Here is a 15,459-nt window from a genome sequence, read left to right on the forward strand (position 1 = left end):
TACCTCACTCGAATTCCGGACAACGGACAACGGTCAACGGTCAACGGACAACGATCAACAATCCTTCTACCGCGCTACAAAATTAATCGTATCCTTCGGCGCACCGCAATGCAGCATACCATCTTTGAATTTCGGATGGCTGGTCCCGAGATAGGGATTGCGGACGGAATCCGTTTTGCTGAGCCAGAAGCCGGATTGGTCTTCGCCAAAGGCCATTGGACATTCCTGCCAGTAGATCTTTTCCTGGTCATAGCGGGAGATAATGAACAGGAGACGGAGATTTTCGGACAGGGAGTTAAAAGCGGCGCGTTTTGCGTCAAGAGAAGGGTTTGAAAGAATATTGCCGGTTTCATTGCGGGCATTGTTCAGCGGATCGAGCGCTGACTCATAGATGCCCGTGGTATCTTTTTTTAGTTCATCGATTTTGAGGCTGTCCAGCGCAACTTTCAATTCATGGCTGGATCTCGTCACAGCAGCAGTATCCCACTGCACCAATGCTTCGGACAGGGAATAATAGGCAATGAGGGACGAATGAACCGAAGAGTTGAAGGCTTCGCTGTGTTTGCTGACAGTCAACGGCACCGGGTCAGGACCGTCAGGCCCCCTTTTTCCGGTACGGAATTTAAAAACCCAGAGCAGGTATCCGGCGGCTATCAGTATGAGTACAAGCAAAATGAGGAAAACTTTTTTCATCGAACAGCATTTGAACAAAGATAATCGCCGGATCGGGAATCGGGAATGCTTTATTTTTGCGAAATTATTGAGGTTCGTTGACCGTTGACCGTTGACCGTTGACCGTTGACCGATCAGCGATCATCGTTATTTCAGACGGGGAATCCGGACAACGGACTATAGTCAACGGACATCGATCCAAACGGAGATTAACAAAATAAAGCAATGCTAGCAGGTTTACAGAACGTTACATTCGAATTTGGCGCCCGGGTGATCCTTGAGGATTCAACCTGGCATATACAGCCCGGAGAAAGGATCGGGTTGATCGGTTATAATGGAACAGGGAAATCGACCCTGCTTAAATTACTGGTTGGACAGTACAGTCCGTCAGCCGGCACGGTGGAGCGAAGCCGTACCACTTCTATCGGTTATCTGCACCAGGACCTGCTGAGCTTTGATACCACTGAATCGATACACCAGGTGGCGATGAGTGCTTTTGAGAAAGTGCTGGCGCTGGAGAAAGAGATCGAGGAACTGGGAAAGGAACTGGAGAGGACCGGCGACGAAAAGACGCTGCATGAATATTCCGACAAACTGCATGAGCTGGAGACACTTGGCGGTTATGACATCCATCATCGCACCGAAGAAGTATTGCAGGGGCTTGGCTTCTCCAATGCTGACCTGCAAAGGCCCTACAAAGAATTCAGTGGTGGTTGGAGGATGCGTGTGCTTCTGGCAAAAATGATCCTGCAGGCGCCGGATCTGCTCTTGCTTGATGAGCCTACGAACCACCTTGACCTTCCTTCTATCGAATGGCTGGAAAAATACCTTTTACACTACCAGGGTTCAGTGGTGATCGTCAGCCACGATAAATACTTCCTGAACCGGATGGTTACAAAGATCGTGGAGCTTTACCAGCAGGAACTTCATGTATATAACGGCAATTATGAGTTCTATGAAAAAGAGAAAGCGGTCAGGATCGATCTGCAACAAAAGGCATTCGAGAATCAGCAGGATTATATCCGTCAGCAGGAGCGATTCGTAGAACGATTCAAGGCAAAAGCAAGTAAAGCTGCACAGGCACAAAGTATACAAAAACGCCTTGACAGGCTCGAACGTATTGAAGACGTGGCCATCGAAAGACCTAATATCCGCATTAACTTCCGCGTGGATAAAACACCGGGTCGCGTACTTGTTGAGCTGAAAGACATCACCAAAACCTTTGGTGAAAACACGATCGTGAACGGCGCTTCCATTGAAATTGACCGTGGTGACAAGATCGCATTGATCGGTGCGAACGGTAAAGGGAAGTCGACACTTCTGCGCATCATCGCAGGCGTTGAAACGTATGAAGGCGAACGCAAATGGGGACATAACGTAGAAGAAAGCTTCTATGCACAGCATCAGCTGGAAGCCCTGAACGTGAACAATACCATTCTTGATGAAATGAAAGAGTGTGGCAGCCAGATGACCGAACTGGAACTGAGAACACTCCTGGGATGTTTTCTTTTCAGCGGTGATGACAGCGATAAAAAGATCCGTGTATTGAGCGGTGGAGAAAAAGCAAGAGTTGCACTGGCAAAAACCATGGTCAGCAAAGCCAACTTCCTGATGCTCGACGAACCGACGAACCACCTGGATATGCACAGTTGCGATCTGCTGATCGATGCCCTGAAAAAGTATGAAGGAAGTTTGATCCTCGTAAGTCACGACCGGTACTTTGTTTCTAAAACGGCTAATAAGATCTGGGAAATCGTTGATCAGCAGGTAAAAGAATTCAAAGGAGGATATGATGAATGGGTAGCCTGGAAAGAGCGCATGGCAAAGCAGGAAGCAGAGCAGAAAAAAGCTGAAAGCAAAAACAATAAGGCTAACGAGAAACAGGAGCAAAAACAGGAACAGAAACCTGAACCCAAACCCGTTGCTGCACCCGCTCCCACTCCGTCTGCTCCTATTAACAAAGAAGCAAAGAAGGAACTTCAGAAACAACAACGGATCTTTCAACAACTGGAGGAAAAGATCGCACAGCTGAATAAAGAGAGGGCAAGACTGGAAGCAGCGCTTGCTGACCCGGGCACATATACTGATAAGTCAAAATTCAGAGAAGCCGAAGATGCTTATAAAAAAGCGGAAGCAGAGCTTTCGAAAATGAATAAGGAATACGAACAGGTTTTTGAAAAGATCATGGAGCTGGAAAAGAACTGATCCCCCACTTGATCGTTCATAAAAAAAGCATCAACCCCCGCATTTATGGTTGATGCTTTTTTTATGCGGGCCGTTTACACTTAAAACCGGCCAAATAATTGTTTGTGGCACGTGTATTGGGAGACCTTGGCGGGTATCAATACAGGTATCCGTCATTTAAAAATCAGTGTATGAAAAAATTATTGGTAGCAGTAGGATTACTGGCTGCGACTTATTATTTGCCAGCCTGTAAAAGCGGACCCAAAGATGCAGACATCAAAACAGAAGTTCAGGCAGCTTTATCCGCACAGCCTGGCTATATGGGAGTTTCTGTAGAAGTGGCAGATGGAGTGGTAACGGTTGATGGCGAGGTGGCCGATCCGGCAGCAAAATCCGGCCTGCAATCGCGGGTAGAATCCGTGAAAGGTGTAAAATCTGTAAAGGACAATACATCTGTTGCTGCTCCGCCGCCCCCAGCTGAGCCGGTGATTGCAGCCGATGATCCGCTGACGAAAGGCGTGGCAGATGCAGTGAAAGATTATCCGGGTGTTACCGCGACCGTAAACGACGGTGTGATTGCCCTGAGCGGTGAGATCAAAGCGGCTGACTGGAAAAAGCTTAAGAAATCGCTGGACGGACTGCGTCCTAAAAAAACAGATCCGGCTGGTTTAAAAATTAAATAATTAAAACGTTTATCATGGCATTGCAAGATAAATACAGGGAGTTGCTCGATACGGCGAAAACTGCGGGCGTTTCAAACTTCCAGGTGATCGAAAGAGACGGCGTGTTGTATATTGATGGCGAAGCCCCTTCCGGAGCGGTCAAAGATCAGCTTTGGAATCTTTATGATAAGATCGATCCGAACTTTCTCGCCGGTGATGTCGTAATGAATGTAAACGTCGCTGCCTCCGCGCCTGGTACAAAAGCGAAAGTGACGACGGAGAAGTCGAATCTAAATATCAGGAAGGGACCGGGAACAGATCAGCCCGTGATCGGCAAAGCAGCGCATCATTCTATTGTGACGCTTGTGAGTAAAACAAATGATCAATGGTGGTTAGTGAGAACAGAGCAGGGGGAAGAGGGATACGCCTATGCGGAATACCTTACGCCGGAAGCGTAAGATGTTTAATTTACTAAAAAAGCCTGGCTTTAATAGCCGGGCTTTTTTAATTTATTGTTTATTATTATTGAAGATCTTCCTGTTAAAGCCTGTACTTCCTGATCGGTCGCGTAGCTACGAGCATTATGAAGAAATACTTAACAGAACGGCCTTGAATTGAACGTGGAAAGCGCCTTTAAAATCGTTATTTTGTGCTCAATTCATTCTCGAATCCATCGAAAAATTCAAAGATTGTTGAAAGTTCGTTTCATTCTCCTTTCCCTGCTTTTTCCTGTCTGCCTGTTAGCCCAGCGGCCTAAGATCGGCGTCACACTTAGCGGCGGCGGCGCGAAAGGCCTTGCTCACCTGGGAATCCTGAAAGCCATCGATTCCGCAGGAATCAAGGTGGATTATATCACCGGTACCAGTATGGGTGCGATCCTCGGCGGACTGTACGCGGTGGGATATTCGGCAGATACACTGGTAAACATCGTTGAAGAAATTGACTGGGAGGCCCTTTTCCGCAATCAGACCAGTCTTCGGAGTCTTTTAATGGAGGAGAAAGAAGAGTCCTACAAATACGTTGTTGAACTGCCATGGATCAACAACAAATTTCACCTGTCCACGGGTCTGCTCGAAGGGCAGGAATTATGGTTAAAGTTTTCAGAGCTGTTCTTCCCTGTTTATAACGTTAAGGATTTTTCCAAATTCAATATCCCATTCCGTTGCATCACTACGGATGTAGGCAGCGGCGAAGCGGTTGTCATGAAGAATGGAGAAGTGACAAATGCCATCAGGGCGAGCATGGCCATTCCTTCCTTTTTTACCGCGGTGAACTATGAGAAAGGGAAACTGGTGGATGGTGGCATCGTACGCAATTTCCCGGTGCGTGATGTTCGCGAAATGGGCGCCAATATTGTGATCGGGAGCAATGTGGCTTCGGGACTTCTCCCCTCTGATAAGATCAGGAATGTATTCCAGATACTCTTGCAGGTAGCTTTTTTCCGCGAAAGTGAGGATGCAAAAAAAGAGATCCCGCTTTGCGATATTTATATCCCGTTTGAACTGGAGAATTACAATATGGGAAGTTTTTCCGATGCAGCTGCTATCATTGAAAAAGGAATGGAAGAGGGACGCAAGCTTTATCCGAAACTTAAGCAAATGGCCGATTCCCTGGATGCGATCTATGGAAAACAGGTATACCAGACAGAGCGTCTCCCGGTGGTACCGGAGATAAAGATCAGTTCCTATAACGTCAAAGGCCTTGATAAGACATCACCCGAGTTCTTTGTACATACCATGGGTTTCGTAACCAATGAACCATATACCGCCAGGAAACTGGCCGATATTGTCAGAAGAGCGTATGGAACGCGTTATTATAAACGCATCACCTACGCATTGGAGCCAAAAGCGGATGGTACGGCTCATATAAATTTTGATGTGGAAGAAAACGCACTGACCTTTGCCAAACTCGGCATACACTATTCGCGTTTCTCCGGGATCAGCCTGGTGGGAAACTTTACAACGCGCAACTTCTTTACTCCAAATTCAAGAAGTCTTGTTACACTTAACCTGGGTGAAAGCTTAAGATTGAGAGCAGAGCATCTGCAGTACATGGGGCGGCTGAAAAATTTCGGATTCACATTGAAGACACAGTTTGACAGGCTTGATTTTATTTCATATGACCAATTAAAGCAAACCGGATTGTATAATCAGAACTACTGGGAAGTTTCTGAAAAGTTCCATTACTCGAGTCAGCGTAATCTTACCCTGGGATTTGGACACCGCTTTGAGTGGCTGCGTTTTAAACCAACGATCACCCCGGAACTTGGATTTGATGGCCGCAGCCAGTTCTCCACGCTGTTTGTTTATCTCAATCGCAACACGCTCGACCGTGCTTATTTCGCCAACAAAGGTTCGAAGCTGGAGATAGAAGGAGGCCGGATCGTCCGTCAGGATCTTAAGATCGATTTCCTTCGAAATGGACAACCACTCAGTAACCCTGATTCACTCCGCGCAACAAACAGACCTTTCTTCTATACGACTGTTTCGGCTGAAGGCTATCTTCCTCTCACAAGGAAGACAACCGGTTTTCTTGCTGCACAGAGCGGGATCAATTTTGATTATGGAGATAATGTGATGAATGAATTTGTGATCGGTGGAATGGTAAAACTATTCCGGAGGCAGGCATTATTTGCCGGCCTGCAGGAAGGCTCAGTTTACAGTACAGCGTATGCAGCAGTGCAGGGTGGTTTAAGATGGCAGGTATTCAATGCTACATATATCACGGGTCGTGCAAATATCCTGTTCAACAATTTCATCAGTAAGAGCAGGTACTTTCAAAGCAGGGATGTGTATACCGGATATGCATTGACGTTCTCGTACAATTTTGCATTGGGTCCGCTGGATCTCAGTATGATGTATAGTGATCAGACAGGTAAGGTGTCTACGTTCATCAACCTGGGTATTCCGTTTTAAATGACTGGTGTAGGTTCCCGCCGATTACGCTGTTATCATTCGTTATTTGAGAATATATTTAATCTTAATAGAGCTCCTAAAAAGAAGTGCAGATTTTGCGGACCGATCTCCATGGATCAGAGATCATCTGCGAAATCTGCGCTTCATAAAAAAGACTATTTAGCTTTTATAAGCTTTTCAAATCTGCGTCATCTGCGGGAACCTACGCATAGCAGTACAAGACTATACTCCTATCTTTTCATTAACGATCTTCAGGATCTGCGCTTCCAAAGCGATCGTATCTTTTTCGATTTTCCGGCCACGTTCTACGATCTCGCTGACGAATGATTTATCATCATATCCCGCTGCATTGATCCGCACGTTCATGAAGGCTCCCATTACAGACGCACGTGCGCATAAAGCGCCCACTCCGGCGTCAGACACTGAGTTCGGGTTGCCTGTCTCTGCCATTGCTTTGATCACAGACATACTGTCAAATGCCGTTTGCATTACCTGGAACGGAATATCAATGGCAAAACGTGTTGCGGCCTGTATCGCAGTATGCCTTGTCGCTTTTTCTGCATCGGTGGACTTTGGCAGACCGAATGCAGCCATGATCTGATTGAACGCATGAGTATCTGCATCGACCAGTTCTATCAGGCGCGCTTTATGTTGTTGCGCTTTGTCTGCCCAGTCACTGAACTCTTTCCACCTGTCATCCCAACCCTTTTTGTGTGAAGAAAGATTCGCCACCATTCCCGCGAGTGAAATACCCAATGCACCTGCATAAGCTGCAATGGAGCCACCGCCGGGAGCGGGACTTTCACTGGCTGTTTCATCTGCAAATTCAGTGAGGGACATATTGACCAACCTGCTGCCTGACTGATCTTTCAGCAGGTATTCGATAACACGTTCTTCGGGTTTGAAGGGAGTCAGTTCATCAAGTCCCATGGACTTCACAGCAATACGGATCAATTCTTTTTCGGAAACACCCACAGACCGTTGTTGCTTTTGCAGAAAGTACCGGCCGGCATCGAGCAATGATTGTAAAGGCACGAGTCCAACCAGTTCGCTGCCTGTAACGCGAATTCCACGCGCATCTGCTTTACGGCAAACTTCATCGAAGGCAATATGAACAGGGGTTACATTCAGGTTTGTAAGATTTATGGAAATCTGCGCGATACCGTATTCTTCAATAAACCATCCGATCGCCTTTACTGATTTTAATGACCCGGGAATAGACACAGGTTTTCCATCAGCATCGAGCACTTTCTTCCCGTTTTCCATTTTAACCCGGCCGGCTTCCCTTACATCAAACGCGATCGCATTGGCGCGCCTGGTCGATGTAGTGTTGAGATTAACATTATAAGCGATCAGGAAGTCCCTTGCCCCGATGACGGTAGCGCCGCGTTTTGCATCAAATACAGCCGGGCCGAAATCGGGTTTCCATTCCGGCTGGCTGATCTTTTTGAAAAATCCTTCGTATTCACCTGCGCGGATCACGGAAAGGTTATTGCGTGTTTTATCAGGTTGTGCCGCTTCATAAAGATAAACAGGCAACGTAAGCTCTTCTCCTACCCTTTTTGCCAGACGTGTGGCATAGGCAGCCGTTTCTTCCATGGATATATTGGCTATCGGGATCAATGGGCAAACATCTGTAGCGCCCATGCGTGGATGTTCGCCCGTATGCCTGCTCATATCTATCAATTCACCGGCCTTTCTGATCGCAAGAAAGGCTGCTTCTATAACAGCCTCTGGTTCGCCGACAAAGGTCACGACCGTTCTGTTGGTTGCTTTTCCCGGGTCAACATTTAAGAGACGAACGCCTTCAACGGATTCGATCTGGTCAGTGATCTGTTTGATAACAAGCAGATCGTTTCCCTCACTGAAATTGGGAACACATTCGATGATTTTTTTCATATGTGATGTTGTGATAAGCAAGGTAAAGAAAAAGGAAGTCGCTTCCTAGTGGCTGCGTATCAGTTGTTTTCCATGAACTGGGATTCCTCCACGATCTGATCAGGTTTCTTTTTGTAAAAAACCATCCCGAGTGCCATGATAATACTGGTGGTCAGAATCACGAAGAACAGGATACCATCATTAAAACTGGTGAGCCGTAGATTCTTCGGGATCTTATAGAATAAAACGATGGTGATAAGTCCGCGCGGAATAAAGAAAGACTCCGGGAAAAGATTTGTTCTTACAAAAAAACGGAGGTACAGGATCCTGACAAGGAACATTGCGGCAACGATCAGGCTTCCGACCAGCAGAATTTCAGATTCTTTTAAAAAATGAAGCGAGATCGAAAATCCGAACAGGATAAAAAAGAATGTCCGGATCAGAAATGAAGTTTCGGCAGTCACGGAGTGCAGCAGGTGTCTCAAAGATTCAACCTGTTCATGCGGGAAGAATTTCAATACCTTTTCCCATTTGAATTTTTCCCAGTTATTGATCAAAAGGCCAAACGCAAGGATAATGATAAGCGAAGGAAGATGAAAGATCTTTCCGCCCGCATAGATCAGGATCAACAGTGAAAAAATGAGAAAGAACTTAATGTTGAGCTTTGTTTTAGCCATGATCAGCAACAAAAGGAACGACAGTAATACAGACAGTATGACAGACAAAATAATATTTCCGCCGAAAACACCCAGCGAGTGTAGAGAGAGTGTATCTCCCGCGGTAAAATAGTTGAATACGATAATGCCTATGATGTCTGAAAACGATGCTTCATACACCAGGAATTCTTTCTTCTGCTCGCTGAGCGGATTAATACTCGGGATCACGATCGAGCTGCTCATGATCGAGAGAGGGATTGCATAAACCAGGCATTTCTCAACCGGCTCGTGCAACCAATTTTCGAGTATGATCGTGATCAGCGCGGCCGAGATAGCGAAAATGATAAGTGCGGAAAAAAATGAATTCCGGATGAGGCCGAGTTTATTCCTACCAAGTTTAAGGTCAAGACCGGCTTCCAGAACGATCATGATCAATCCTACGACTCCAAGAGATTCGATCAGCTGAGGTGAAAAAGTAATGTCAGCCTTATAAAAATTTGCAAGCGCTCCAAATCCTATCCCCGCAAACAACAAAAGAAGTACGGAGGGTATTCTAATGTAGCGGCTTACGATCGAAAAAATATACGACAGTACGACGATGCTACAGATAGCAATTAAGACTTCTTCTGTGTTAAGACTTCCCATGCTCAAAAGTACGATATTCCATCCTACTCACTGGTTGGTGCAGGATACCCATTGGCCATTTATCATCACCCGGTGTATAAGGTTATTGCCAAATGCGTAAGGAATAAAGGCCAGAGAATTGATCTCTTTGGTGAGAATAAAATTTGCTTTCTTTCCAACTGCGATACTGCCTGTTTCGTGGTGAACTTCCATGGCGAATGCACCATTGATCGTGGCAGCATTGATCGCCTCTTCGGGCAACATTTTCATCTGGATACAACTCATGGCAACAACGAGATTCATATTACCGGACGGTGATGAGCCCGGGTTAAAGTCAGTAGCCAGCGCCACGGCGCAATTGGCGTCTATCAGCTGTCTTGCCGGCTGGAACGGCATGCGGAGAAAAAAAGCCGCTGTTGGCAACATAGTGCCGATCGTATCGGAAGAAGCGAGCAGTTCAATTGTTTGCTGATCCATTGTTTCCAGATGATCCACAGAAACAGCACCAAGCTTTACGCCAACCTCAACGCCACCGGAAAGATTCAACTGATTGGCATGGATCTTTGCTTTCAGGCCGTATTGCATACCCGCGCGGCAGATCATTTCCGTTTCTTCAGGAGAAAAGAATCCATGCTCACAAAATACATCGATATAATCAGCCAGTTTTTCCGCGCCGATAACGGGCAACATTTCATGAATGATGGAATGAATATATCCCGCGTGATCGTCTTTGTATCCGGGAGGATACGTATGCGCACCAAGGAATGTTGCTTTGATCGATAACGGAGATTTTTCTTTAAGCCTTTTTATTACCCGCAGCATTTTTAGTTCCGCTTCCGGCGAAAGTCCGTAACCACTTTTAATTTCAACTGCACCTGTCCCCCATTTTGCAAGTTCCTCCAGTCGCTTCCATGCGGAAACGAATAGTTCGTCTTCCGACGCTGCCTGTAATTTTCTTGCCGAATTTAGGATCCCGCCACCGCGGGCAGCGATCTCTGCATAGGTTAAGCCTTTGAGCTTATCGACAAATTCTTCTTCGCGGCTTGCGGCAAAAACCAGATGCGTGTGGGAATCGCACCAGGCAGGCATCAGAAAACGTCCGGACGCATCAATCACTTCATCAAACCCCGGAGACTGCTTCAGTTCTTCCATTGCGCCGTAAGCAGCAATCACCTTATCTTCCAGTAAAAGGTATGCATTCTCAATACTGTCCACCCGGGAAAGATCATTTCCGCGTAAAGGAGCCGCGGGAGCTCCCAACCCAACCATTTTTTTTATATTTTTAACCAGTATAGTTGCCACAAAGCAATATTACATGCTTTATGGCTATTCATACAAGATTATTACACCAGCACTTTTGTTAACCTGTCATACTTTTACATATGAATATCCCTGATTTTTCCGACCCGGCGATCTGGTTAAGTTTACTGACGCTCACCTTTCTTGAGATCGTTCTGGGTGTGGACAATATCATTTTCATCTCCATCATTTCGGACAGGCTTGATCCATCGCAGCAGAAGAAAGCGCGGAATATTGGCTTGTTACTGGCGATGGTCATGCGGATCATTTTACTGTTAACGATCACCTGGATCCTCCGGTTGCAAACACCTTTATTCACGCTGCCTTATATCACTGCTGAAGGTCAGCCAGTGAGCATCAGCTGGAAGGATCTGATCATGATGGCAGGTGGATTATTCCTTGTTGTTAAAAGCACGCTGGAGATCCATCACAAATTGGAAAAGCCGTCCACGGAAACTGAAAAGAAAACCGTGTACACCGCATTCTCTTCTGTGGTTCTGCAGATCGTAATGGTAGACGCAGTATTCTCGTTTGATTCGATCCTTACAGCCATTGGCATGGTAGATGAAGTATTTGTAATGATCGTGGCGGTGATCATTTCCATTGCGATCATGATGCTTTTTGCGGGACCTATCAGCCGATTCATCAATAAAAATCCTACGCTGCAGATGCTGGCCTTATCCTTTCTGATCGCGATCGGGATCATGCTGGTGGCCGAAGGTTTTCATCAGAAGATCAGTAAGAGTTATATCTATACGATGATCGCATTCTCCCTGCTGGTTGAGCTGCTGAATATGCGGTTGAGAAAGAGGAATGAATCGATTGAGTTGCCGAAGGGGAAGAAAGTTTAAAAGTTTAATGGTTTAATAGTTTAAAAGTTAAGCATTCAACTATTAAACTTTAAACTTTCTTCCCCTACAACTTCTTCGCTTCCTTCATGAACTCATACTGCAGATCTTCGTGCAGTCCGTTGATGGCAGCGAAGAGCTTTTTGAGCTGGCTGTGGTAGATGTTATTGATCATCGTGTTCTTTTCGAGCGGGATGCCGGTGTCTTTTAATTTGGTGCAAAAATGCAGCAACCACTCCACTTCGGCTTGTTTTGATCCGGTATAGCGGATATGTTTGGTGATGCCGCGAAGGATCTTCCGGAGGCTTTTTTTTACGAAATAGAGATGACTGACATTAATGGACTCGAATTGATCATCGATCTCCTGTTTCACGGATCTGATATAGCCGTCTTCGTCATGGGCTTCAAAAAGAAGGTAGGTCAGCAGTTCCTTGTTCTCTTTTTTAAATCTCGCCAGGCGAAGGCATAAAGCACTGATCTCCGATGCTTTGAGTTGTGACATTTCCTGCTTTAGCTCATGTATGGTGGCTGATTTCATGGGTGCAATTTATTTATTTTCGAGGCAACTCCGTCCGGTGCCTGTTATCTGTTGCCCCACACTCCTCCTGCAGATCTCTTGTTTACTCTATCCTTGGATCCATCATGAAGTTTCTCCCGGTCAGGGCGGGATAACGGACAACGATCATTGCGATTCCTTTTCTTTTACGGATATTTGCGGTCCGAAAAAATAATGACAGATATGAGGATTGCGATCAACGGAATGGGCCGGATCGGCCGGCTTTTGTTCAGAAGACTGGTGAATCACCCGAACCTGGAACTGGTTGCGGTGAATGATATTATGCCAACGGATAACCTGGCATACCTGATCAGGTATGATTCGGTTTATGGCACCTATCCCGCCCCTGTTTCTGTTGATGGAACCCATCTGGAAGTATCCGGAAAGCGTGTCGCTGCATTTAATGCGGATCATCCGTCTAAGCTGCCCTGGAAAGATCTTGGGGTGGATGTGGTGCTGGAATGCTCAGGTAAATTCAGTTCGGAAACCGGTGCGCGCGAACACCTGAAATCCGGCGCTAAAAAAGTGCTGTTGTCTACAACCGGCTCTGCAGAAATTCCTTTAATGATCTATGGATTCAACCATAACAGCATCGATCCCGGAAGTGATATCATATCTCCGGGCGGTTGCATGACCAATTGCTCGGTGCATGTGATCGACCTGCTCAATGCGATCGGTATCGAGACCATCCAAATGAACATCCTTCACTCTTATACCTCACGCCAGGAGTTGGTGGATGCTCCGCATCCTCAGTTTATCCGTGGCCGTGCTGCTGCGGAATCGATCATTCCTGTTGAAATAGATCTGGCCCAATCACTTGAAAGAGTGTTGCCGGGCATGAAGAACAGGATCGCTGCTGTATCCACGCGGGTTCCTGTTGCCAACGGAGCGATGGCCGATTTCACCGCACAGTTGAAAAGACCTGCTACAAAAGAGGAAGTGAATGCGCTGTTTAAGAAAGCCGCAGAAGGCGACTTAAAGGGCGTGGTCGGTTACACAGAAGAACCGCTTGTTTCGCTGGATTATAAAGGCAACACCCACTCCTGCGTGATAGACGGACATCTTACGACAGTGATCGGAAACCAGGTTAAGCTGATCGCCTGGTTCGATAATGAATATGGATTCACGAGCCGGATGATCGACTGGCTCGAATACTGGGGATGAAGTGAGAAGTCAAAAGTAAAAAATAGCTTATGCCGGAAGAAATAGCCCTTATGTCATGAGCTATTTTTTACTTTTTAATTTTGACTTCTACCTTCCTTCCCGCCTGGTAAAAGAATCCAACAATTCCATTACTGCAACGCCCTGTTCTACCGTACACGGATTAGGTCCTTTGCCAAGGAAATGATCTGTTACGGCCTGGATCATTGGTTGCTGGACATGGGGAAGCGGATCAAACTCAAAGGAAGTTGTGTCGCCTCTGACAGCGAGAACAACAGGAGCATGATCGAATATGCTGAACCGGATCTCCCCTTCCGAGCCTGCAATAATGCAGCGGTCTGTTTCCTGTTCTTTTGATACAGCAAATGACCAGGTGCCGGAGAATACCACACCATTTTTGAAGAGGATCGTTCCCGCTACCATATCATCAGCCGTGTATACGCCGGCCTGATTCACGGCGATGCCGGAAGCTGTCTGTATCTCTCCAAAGAAATGATACATCAGGTCGAGTTGATGTGGGGCCAGATCATGAAATAAACCTCCGCCAGCCTTTTGGGCATCCACCCGCCATGCCGTCCTGGGAACAAGCAGTTCTTCTTCAGTCAGCACTGCCTTCCTGAAATCGATAGAAGCAAAGCGGATCTCTCCGATGGCTTTTTCATCCAGTAATTGTTTCACCTTTTTAAAAACAGGTTGTTGCCTGCGATAGTGCGCAACCACCAGTTTTCCATCGTGTTCTTTCACGGCCTGGCTCATCCTGCGTGCACTCTCTGCGTTCAATGTCATGGGTTTTTCAACATATACAGGCTTTCCTGCGGCAAGAGCTGCCAATGCATATTCCTCATGGGAAGACGGTGGTGTGGCTATATAGATCGCGTTCACCTCAGGATCGTTGATCAGTGCAGCTGCATCGTCATACCATTTTGGAACGCCGTGGCGACGGGCATAATCCTCTGCGAGGGTTCCATTGCGCCGCATGACAGCCACAAGAGATGAGTTCTCTGCTTTTTGGAACGCGGGTCCACTTTTCACTTCAGTTACATCACCGCAGCCAATAATACCCCAGGAGAGTTTTTTCATGCAGCAAAGAAAGGCAAAGTTTGGGAGAGAGAGGGAACGCTGATGTTGTCTTTTCTCTGCGGCCCATTCTTCCCCCTCAAAAACTTTTTCCTACATTTACATCAACCTGTACAACTATGGAATTCTTTGTTGACCAACACTCGATCGTCCGGAAGATCTGGGGGAAGAGTGATACCATCCTGTTTGTTTTTGCCGGAGCATCGGCGGAATTTGCATTGAATAAGGCTGTCGACTGGCTTTATTTTACGGGGAGGCTTCCTGCTGATCCGCTCGGGAGATTATTCTCTACCGTTATGTATGCCCGGCGCATCGTTTTCTCGCCAAAAGAAGCTGCGGAAAAAGCGATCGATACCATTACACATATTCATAAGGCCGTGGAAGAGAATCGGGGTGCTGTTATTCCGGACTGGGCTTACCGGGACGTGTTATTTATGCTGATCCATTATTCTGTAGCATCTTATGAACTGCTGGAAAGAAGACTGACGGATGCTGAAAAGGATGACCTGTATGATGTGTTCTACCGGATGGGATCAAGAATGAATTTAAAAGAGCTGCCTGCTACTTACAGCGAATGGCTGATCAGTCATGATCAACATTTGCGACAGGATCTGGCAGTAAGCAAATACACCACGGACCTTTATAAACAATACCGTAAGCATTTAGGAGCAGTGCGTTATTTTATACTGAAGCAATCACAGAAGCTGGTATGTCCGATGATCGTTAAAAGAATGCTGAAGATGGATTCTTTTTCATGGGCGGGCCCCTTGCTTTTTGTATATAAGATCAGCCGGAAAGTGAAGATGGATGGTGTATTGAAGGCAATCTTATTGCCAAAGGATTATCAGGATCAGATCAGGGCACTGGACAGAGAACCGGATTGATAGACAGTCAGCATTATTTCAGCCTGGCGCAGACGTATCGCAA

General features: G+C 46.4%; 13 protein-coding genes. 7 read left to right on the forward strand and 6 right to left on the reverse strand.

The window, feature by feature from the left end:
• Positions 1-66: 66 nt before the first annotated feature.
• The gene (locus LZZ85_RS23705; RefSeq protein WP_237875976.1) at positions 67-693 is read right to left on the reverse strand and encodes a DUF3347 domain-containing protein; all 627 of its coding nucleotides are present in this window, start codon (positions 691-693) and stop codon (positions 67-69) included.
• A gap of 204 nt (positions 694-897) precedes the next feature.
• Here LZZ85_RS23705 and LZZ85_RS23710 point away from each other — a divergent pair, with 204 nt between their 5' ends.
• From LZZ85_RS23710 to LZZ85_RS23725, 4 genes are all read left to right on the forward strand, one after another.
• Complete coding sequence (locus LZZ85_RS23710; RefSeq protein WP_237875978.1) at positions 898-2,877, forward strand: ABC-F family ATP-binding cassette domain-containing protein; 1,980 nt, start codon at positions 898-900, stop codon at positions 2,875-2,877.
• A gap of 170 nt (positions 2,878-3,047) precedes the next feature.
• Positions 3,048-3,539 carry a BON domain-containing protein gene (locus LZZ85_RS23715; protein WP_237875980.1) on the forward strand — a complete coding sequence of 164 codons (492 nt, stop codon included), beginning with the start codon at positions 3,048-3,050 and terminating at the stop codon, positions 3,537-3,539.
• A gap of 14 nt (positions 3,540-3,553) precedes the next feature.
• Positions 3,554-3,976 carry an SH3 domain-containing protein gene (locus LZZ85_RS23720; RefSeq protein WP_237875982.1) on the forward strand — a complete coding sequence of 141 codons (423 nt, stop codon included), beginning with the start codon at positions 3,554-3,556 and terminating at the stop codon, positions 3,974-3,976.
• Positions 3,977-4,210: 234 nt separating this feature from the next.
• Positions 4,211-6,433: a patatin-like phospholipase family protein gene (locus LZZ85_RS23725; RefSeq protein ID WP_237875984.1), complete on the forward strand. Its 2,223-nt coding sequence runs from the start codon at positions 4,211-4,213 to the stop codon at positions 6,431-6,433.
• 222 nt (positions 6,434-6,655) lie between these two features.
• Here LZZ85_RS23725 and ftcD read toward each other — a convergent pair whose 3' ends face one another.
• Genes ftcD through hutI form a run of 3 tightly spaced genes read right to left on the reverse strand, consistent with a single transcriptional unit; the run spans position 6,656 to position 10,893 of the window.
• Positions 6,656-8,332 (reverse strand): glutamate formimidoyltransferase, encoded by a 1,677-nt coding sequence (gene ftcD / locus LZZ85_RS23730; protein ID WP_237875986.1) that lies wholly within the window; start codon positions 8,330-8,332, stop codon positions 6,656-6,658.
• A gap of 59 nt (positions 8,333-8,391) precedes the next feature.
• Positions 8,392-9,612, reverse strand: a complete 1,221-nt coding sequence (locus LZZ85_RS23735; RefSeq protein WP_237875988.1) for a cation:proton antiporter domain-containing protein — start codon at positions 9,610-9,612, stop codon at positions 8,392-8,394.
• 27 nt (positions 9,613-9,639) lie between these two features.
• Positions 9,640-10,893, reverse strand: coding sequence for an imidazolonepropionase (gene hutI, locus LZZ85_RS23740; protein ID WP_237875990.1), 1,254 nt, complete (start codon positions 10,891-10,893; stop codon positions 9,640-9,642).
• An 80-nt stretch (positions 10,894-10,973) separates the two neighbouring features.
• Between hutI and LZZ85_RS23745 the strand changes: the two genes are divergently transcribed.
• Positions 10,974-11,741 carry a TerC family protein gene (locus LZZ85_RS23745; protein ID WP_237875992.1) on the forward strand — a complete coding sequence of 256 codons (768 nt, stop codon included), beginning with the start codon at positions 10,974-10,976 and terminating at the stop codon, positions 11,739-11,741.
• Positions 11,742-11,805: 64 nt separating this feature from the next.
• Here LZZ85_RS23745 and LZZ85_RS23750 read toward each other — a convergent pair whose 3' ends face one another.
• Positions 11,806-12,276, reverse strand: a complete 471-nt coding sequence (locus LZZ85_RS23750; RefSeq protein ID WP_237875995.1) for a hypothetical protein — start codon at positions 12,274-12,276, stop codon at positions 11,806-11,808.
• A gap of 201 nt (positions 12,277-12,477) precedes the next feature.
• On the opposite strand from LZZ85_RS23750, the gene LZZ85_RS23755 reads away from it, so the two are divergent.
• Positions 12,478-13,458, forward strand: coding sequence for a type I glyceraldehyde-3-phosphate dehydrogenase (locus LZZ85_RS23755; RefSeq protein WP_237875997.1), 981 nt, complete (start codon positions 12,478-12,480; stop codon positions 13,456-13,458).
• A gap of 87 nt (positions 13,459-13,545) precedes the next feature.
• Here LZZ85_RS23755 and LZZ85_RS23760 read toward each other — a convergent pair whose 3' ends face one another.
• Positions 13,546-14,535 carry a Gfo/Idh/MocA family protein gene (locus tag LZZ85_RS23760; protein WP_237875999.1) on the reverse strand — a complete coding sequence of 330 codons (990 nt, stop codon included), beginning with the start codon at positions 14,533-14,535 and terminating at the stop codon, positions 13,546-13,548.
• A gap of 116 nt (positions 14,536-14,651) precedes the next feature.
• On the opposite strand from LZZ85_RS23760, the gene LZZ85_RS23765 reads away from it, so the two are divergent.
• Positions 14,652-15,416 carry an oxygenase MpaB family protein gene (locus tag LZZ85_RS23765; protein ID WP_237876001.1) on the forward strand — a complete coding sequence of 255 codons (765 nt, stop codon included), beginning with the start codon at positions 14,652-14,654 and terminating at the stop codon, positions 15,414-15,416.
• Positions 15,417-15,459: the final 43 nt, after the last annotated feature.

Origin of the sequence: Terrimonas ginsenosidimutans, from assembly GCF_022012415.1 — a bacterium.
In the GTDB taxonomy this organism is placed as follows: domain Bacteria; phylum Bacteroidota; class Bacteroidia; order Chitinophagales; family Chitinophagaceae; genus Terrimonas_A; species Terrimonas_A ginsenosidimutans.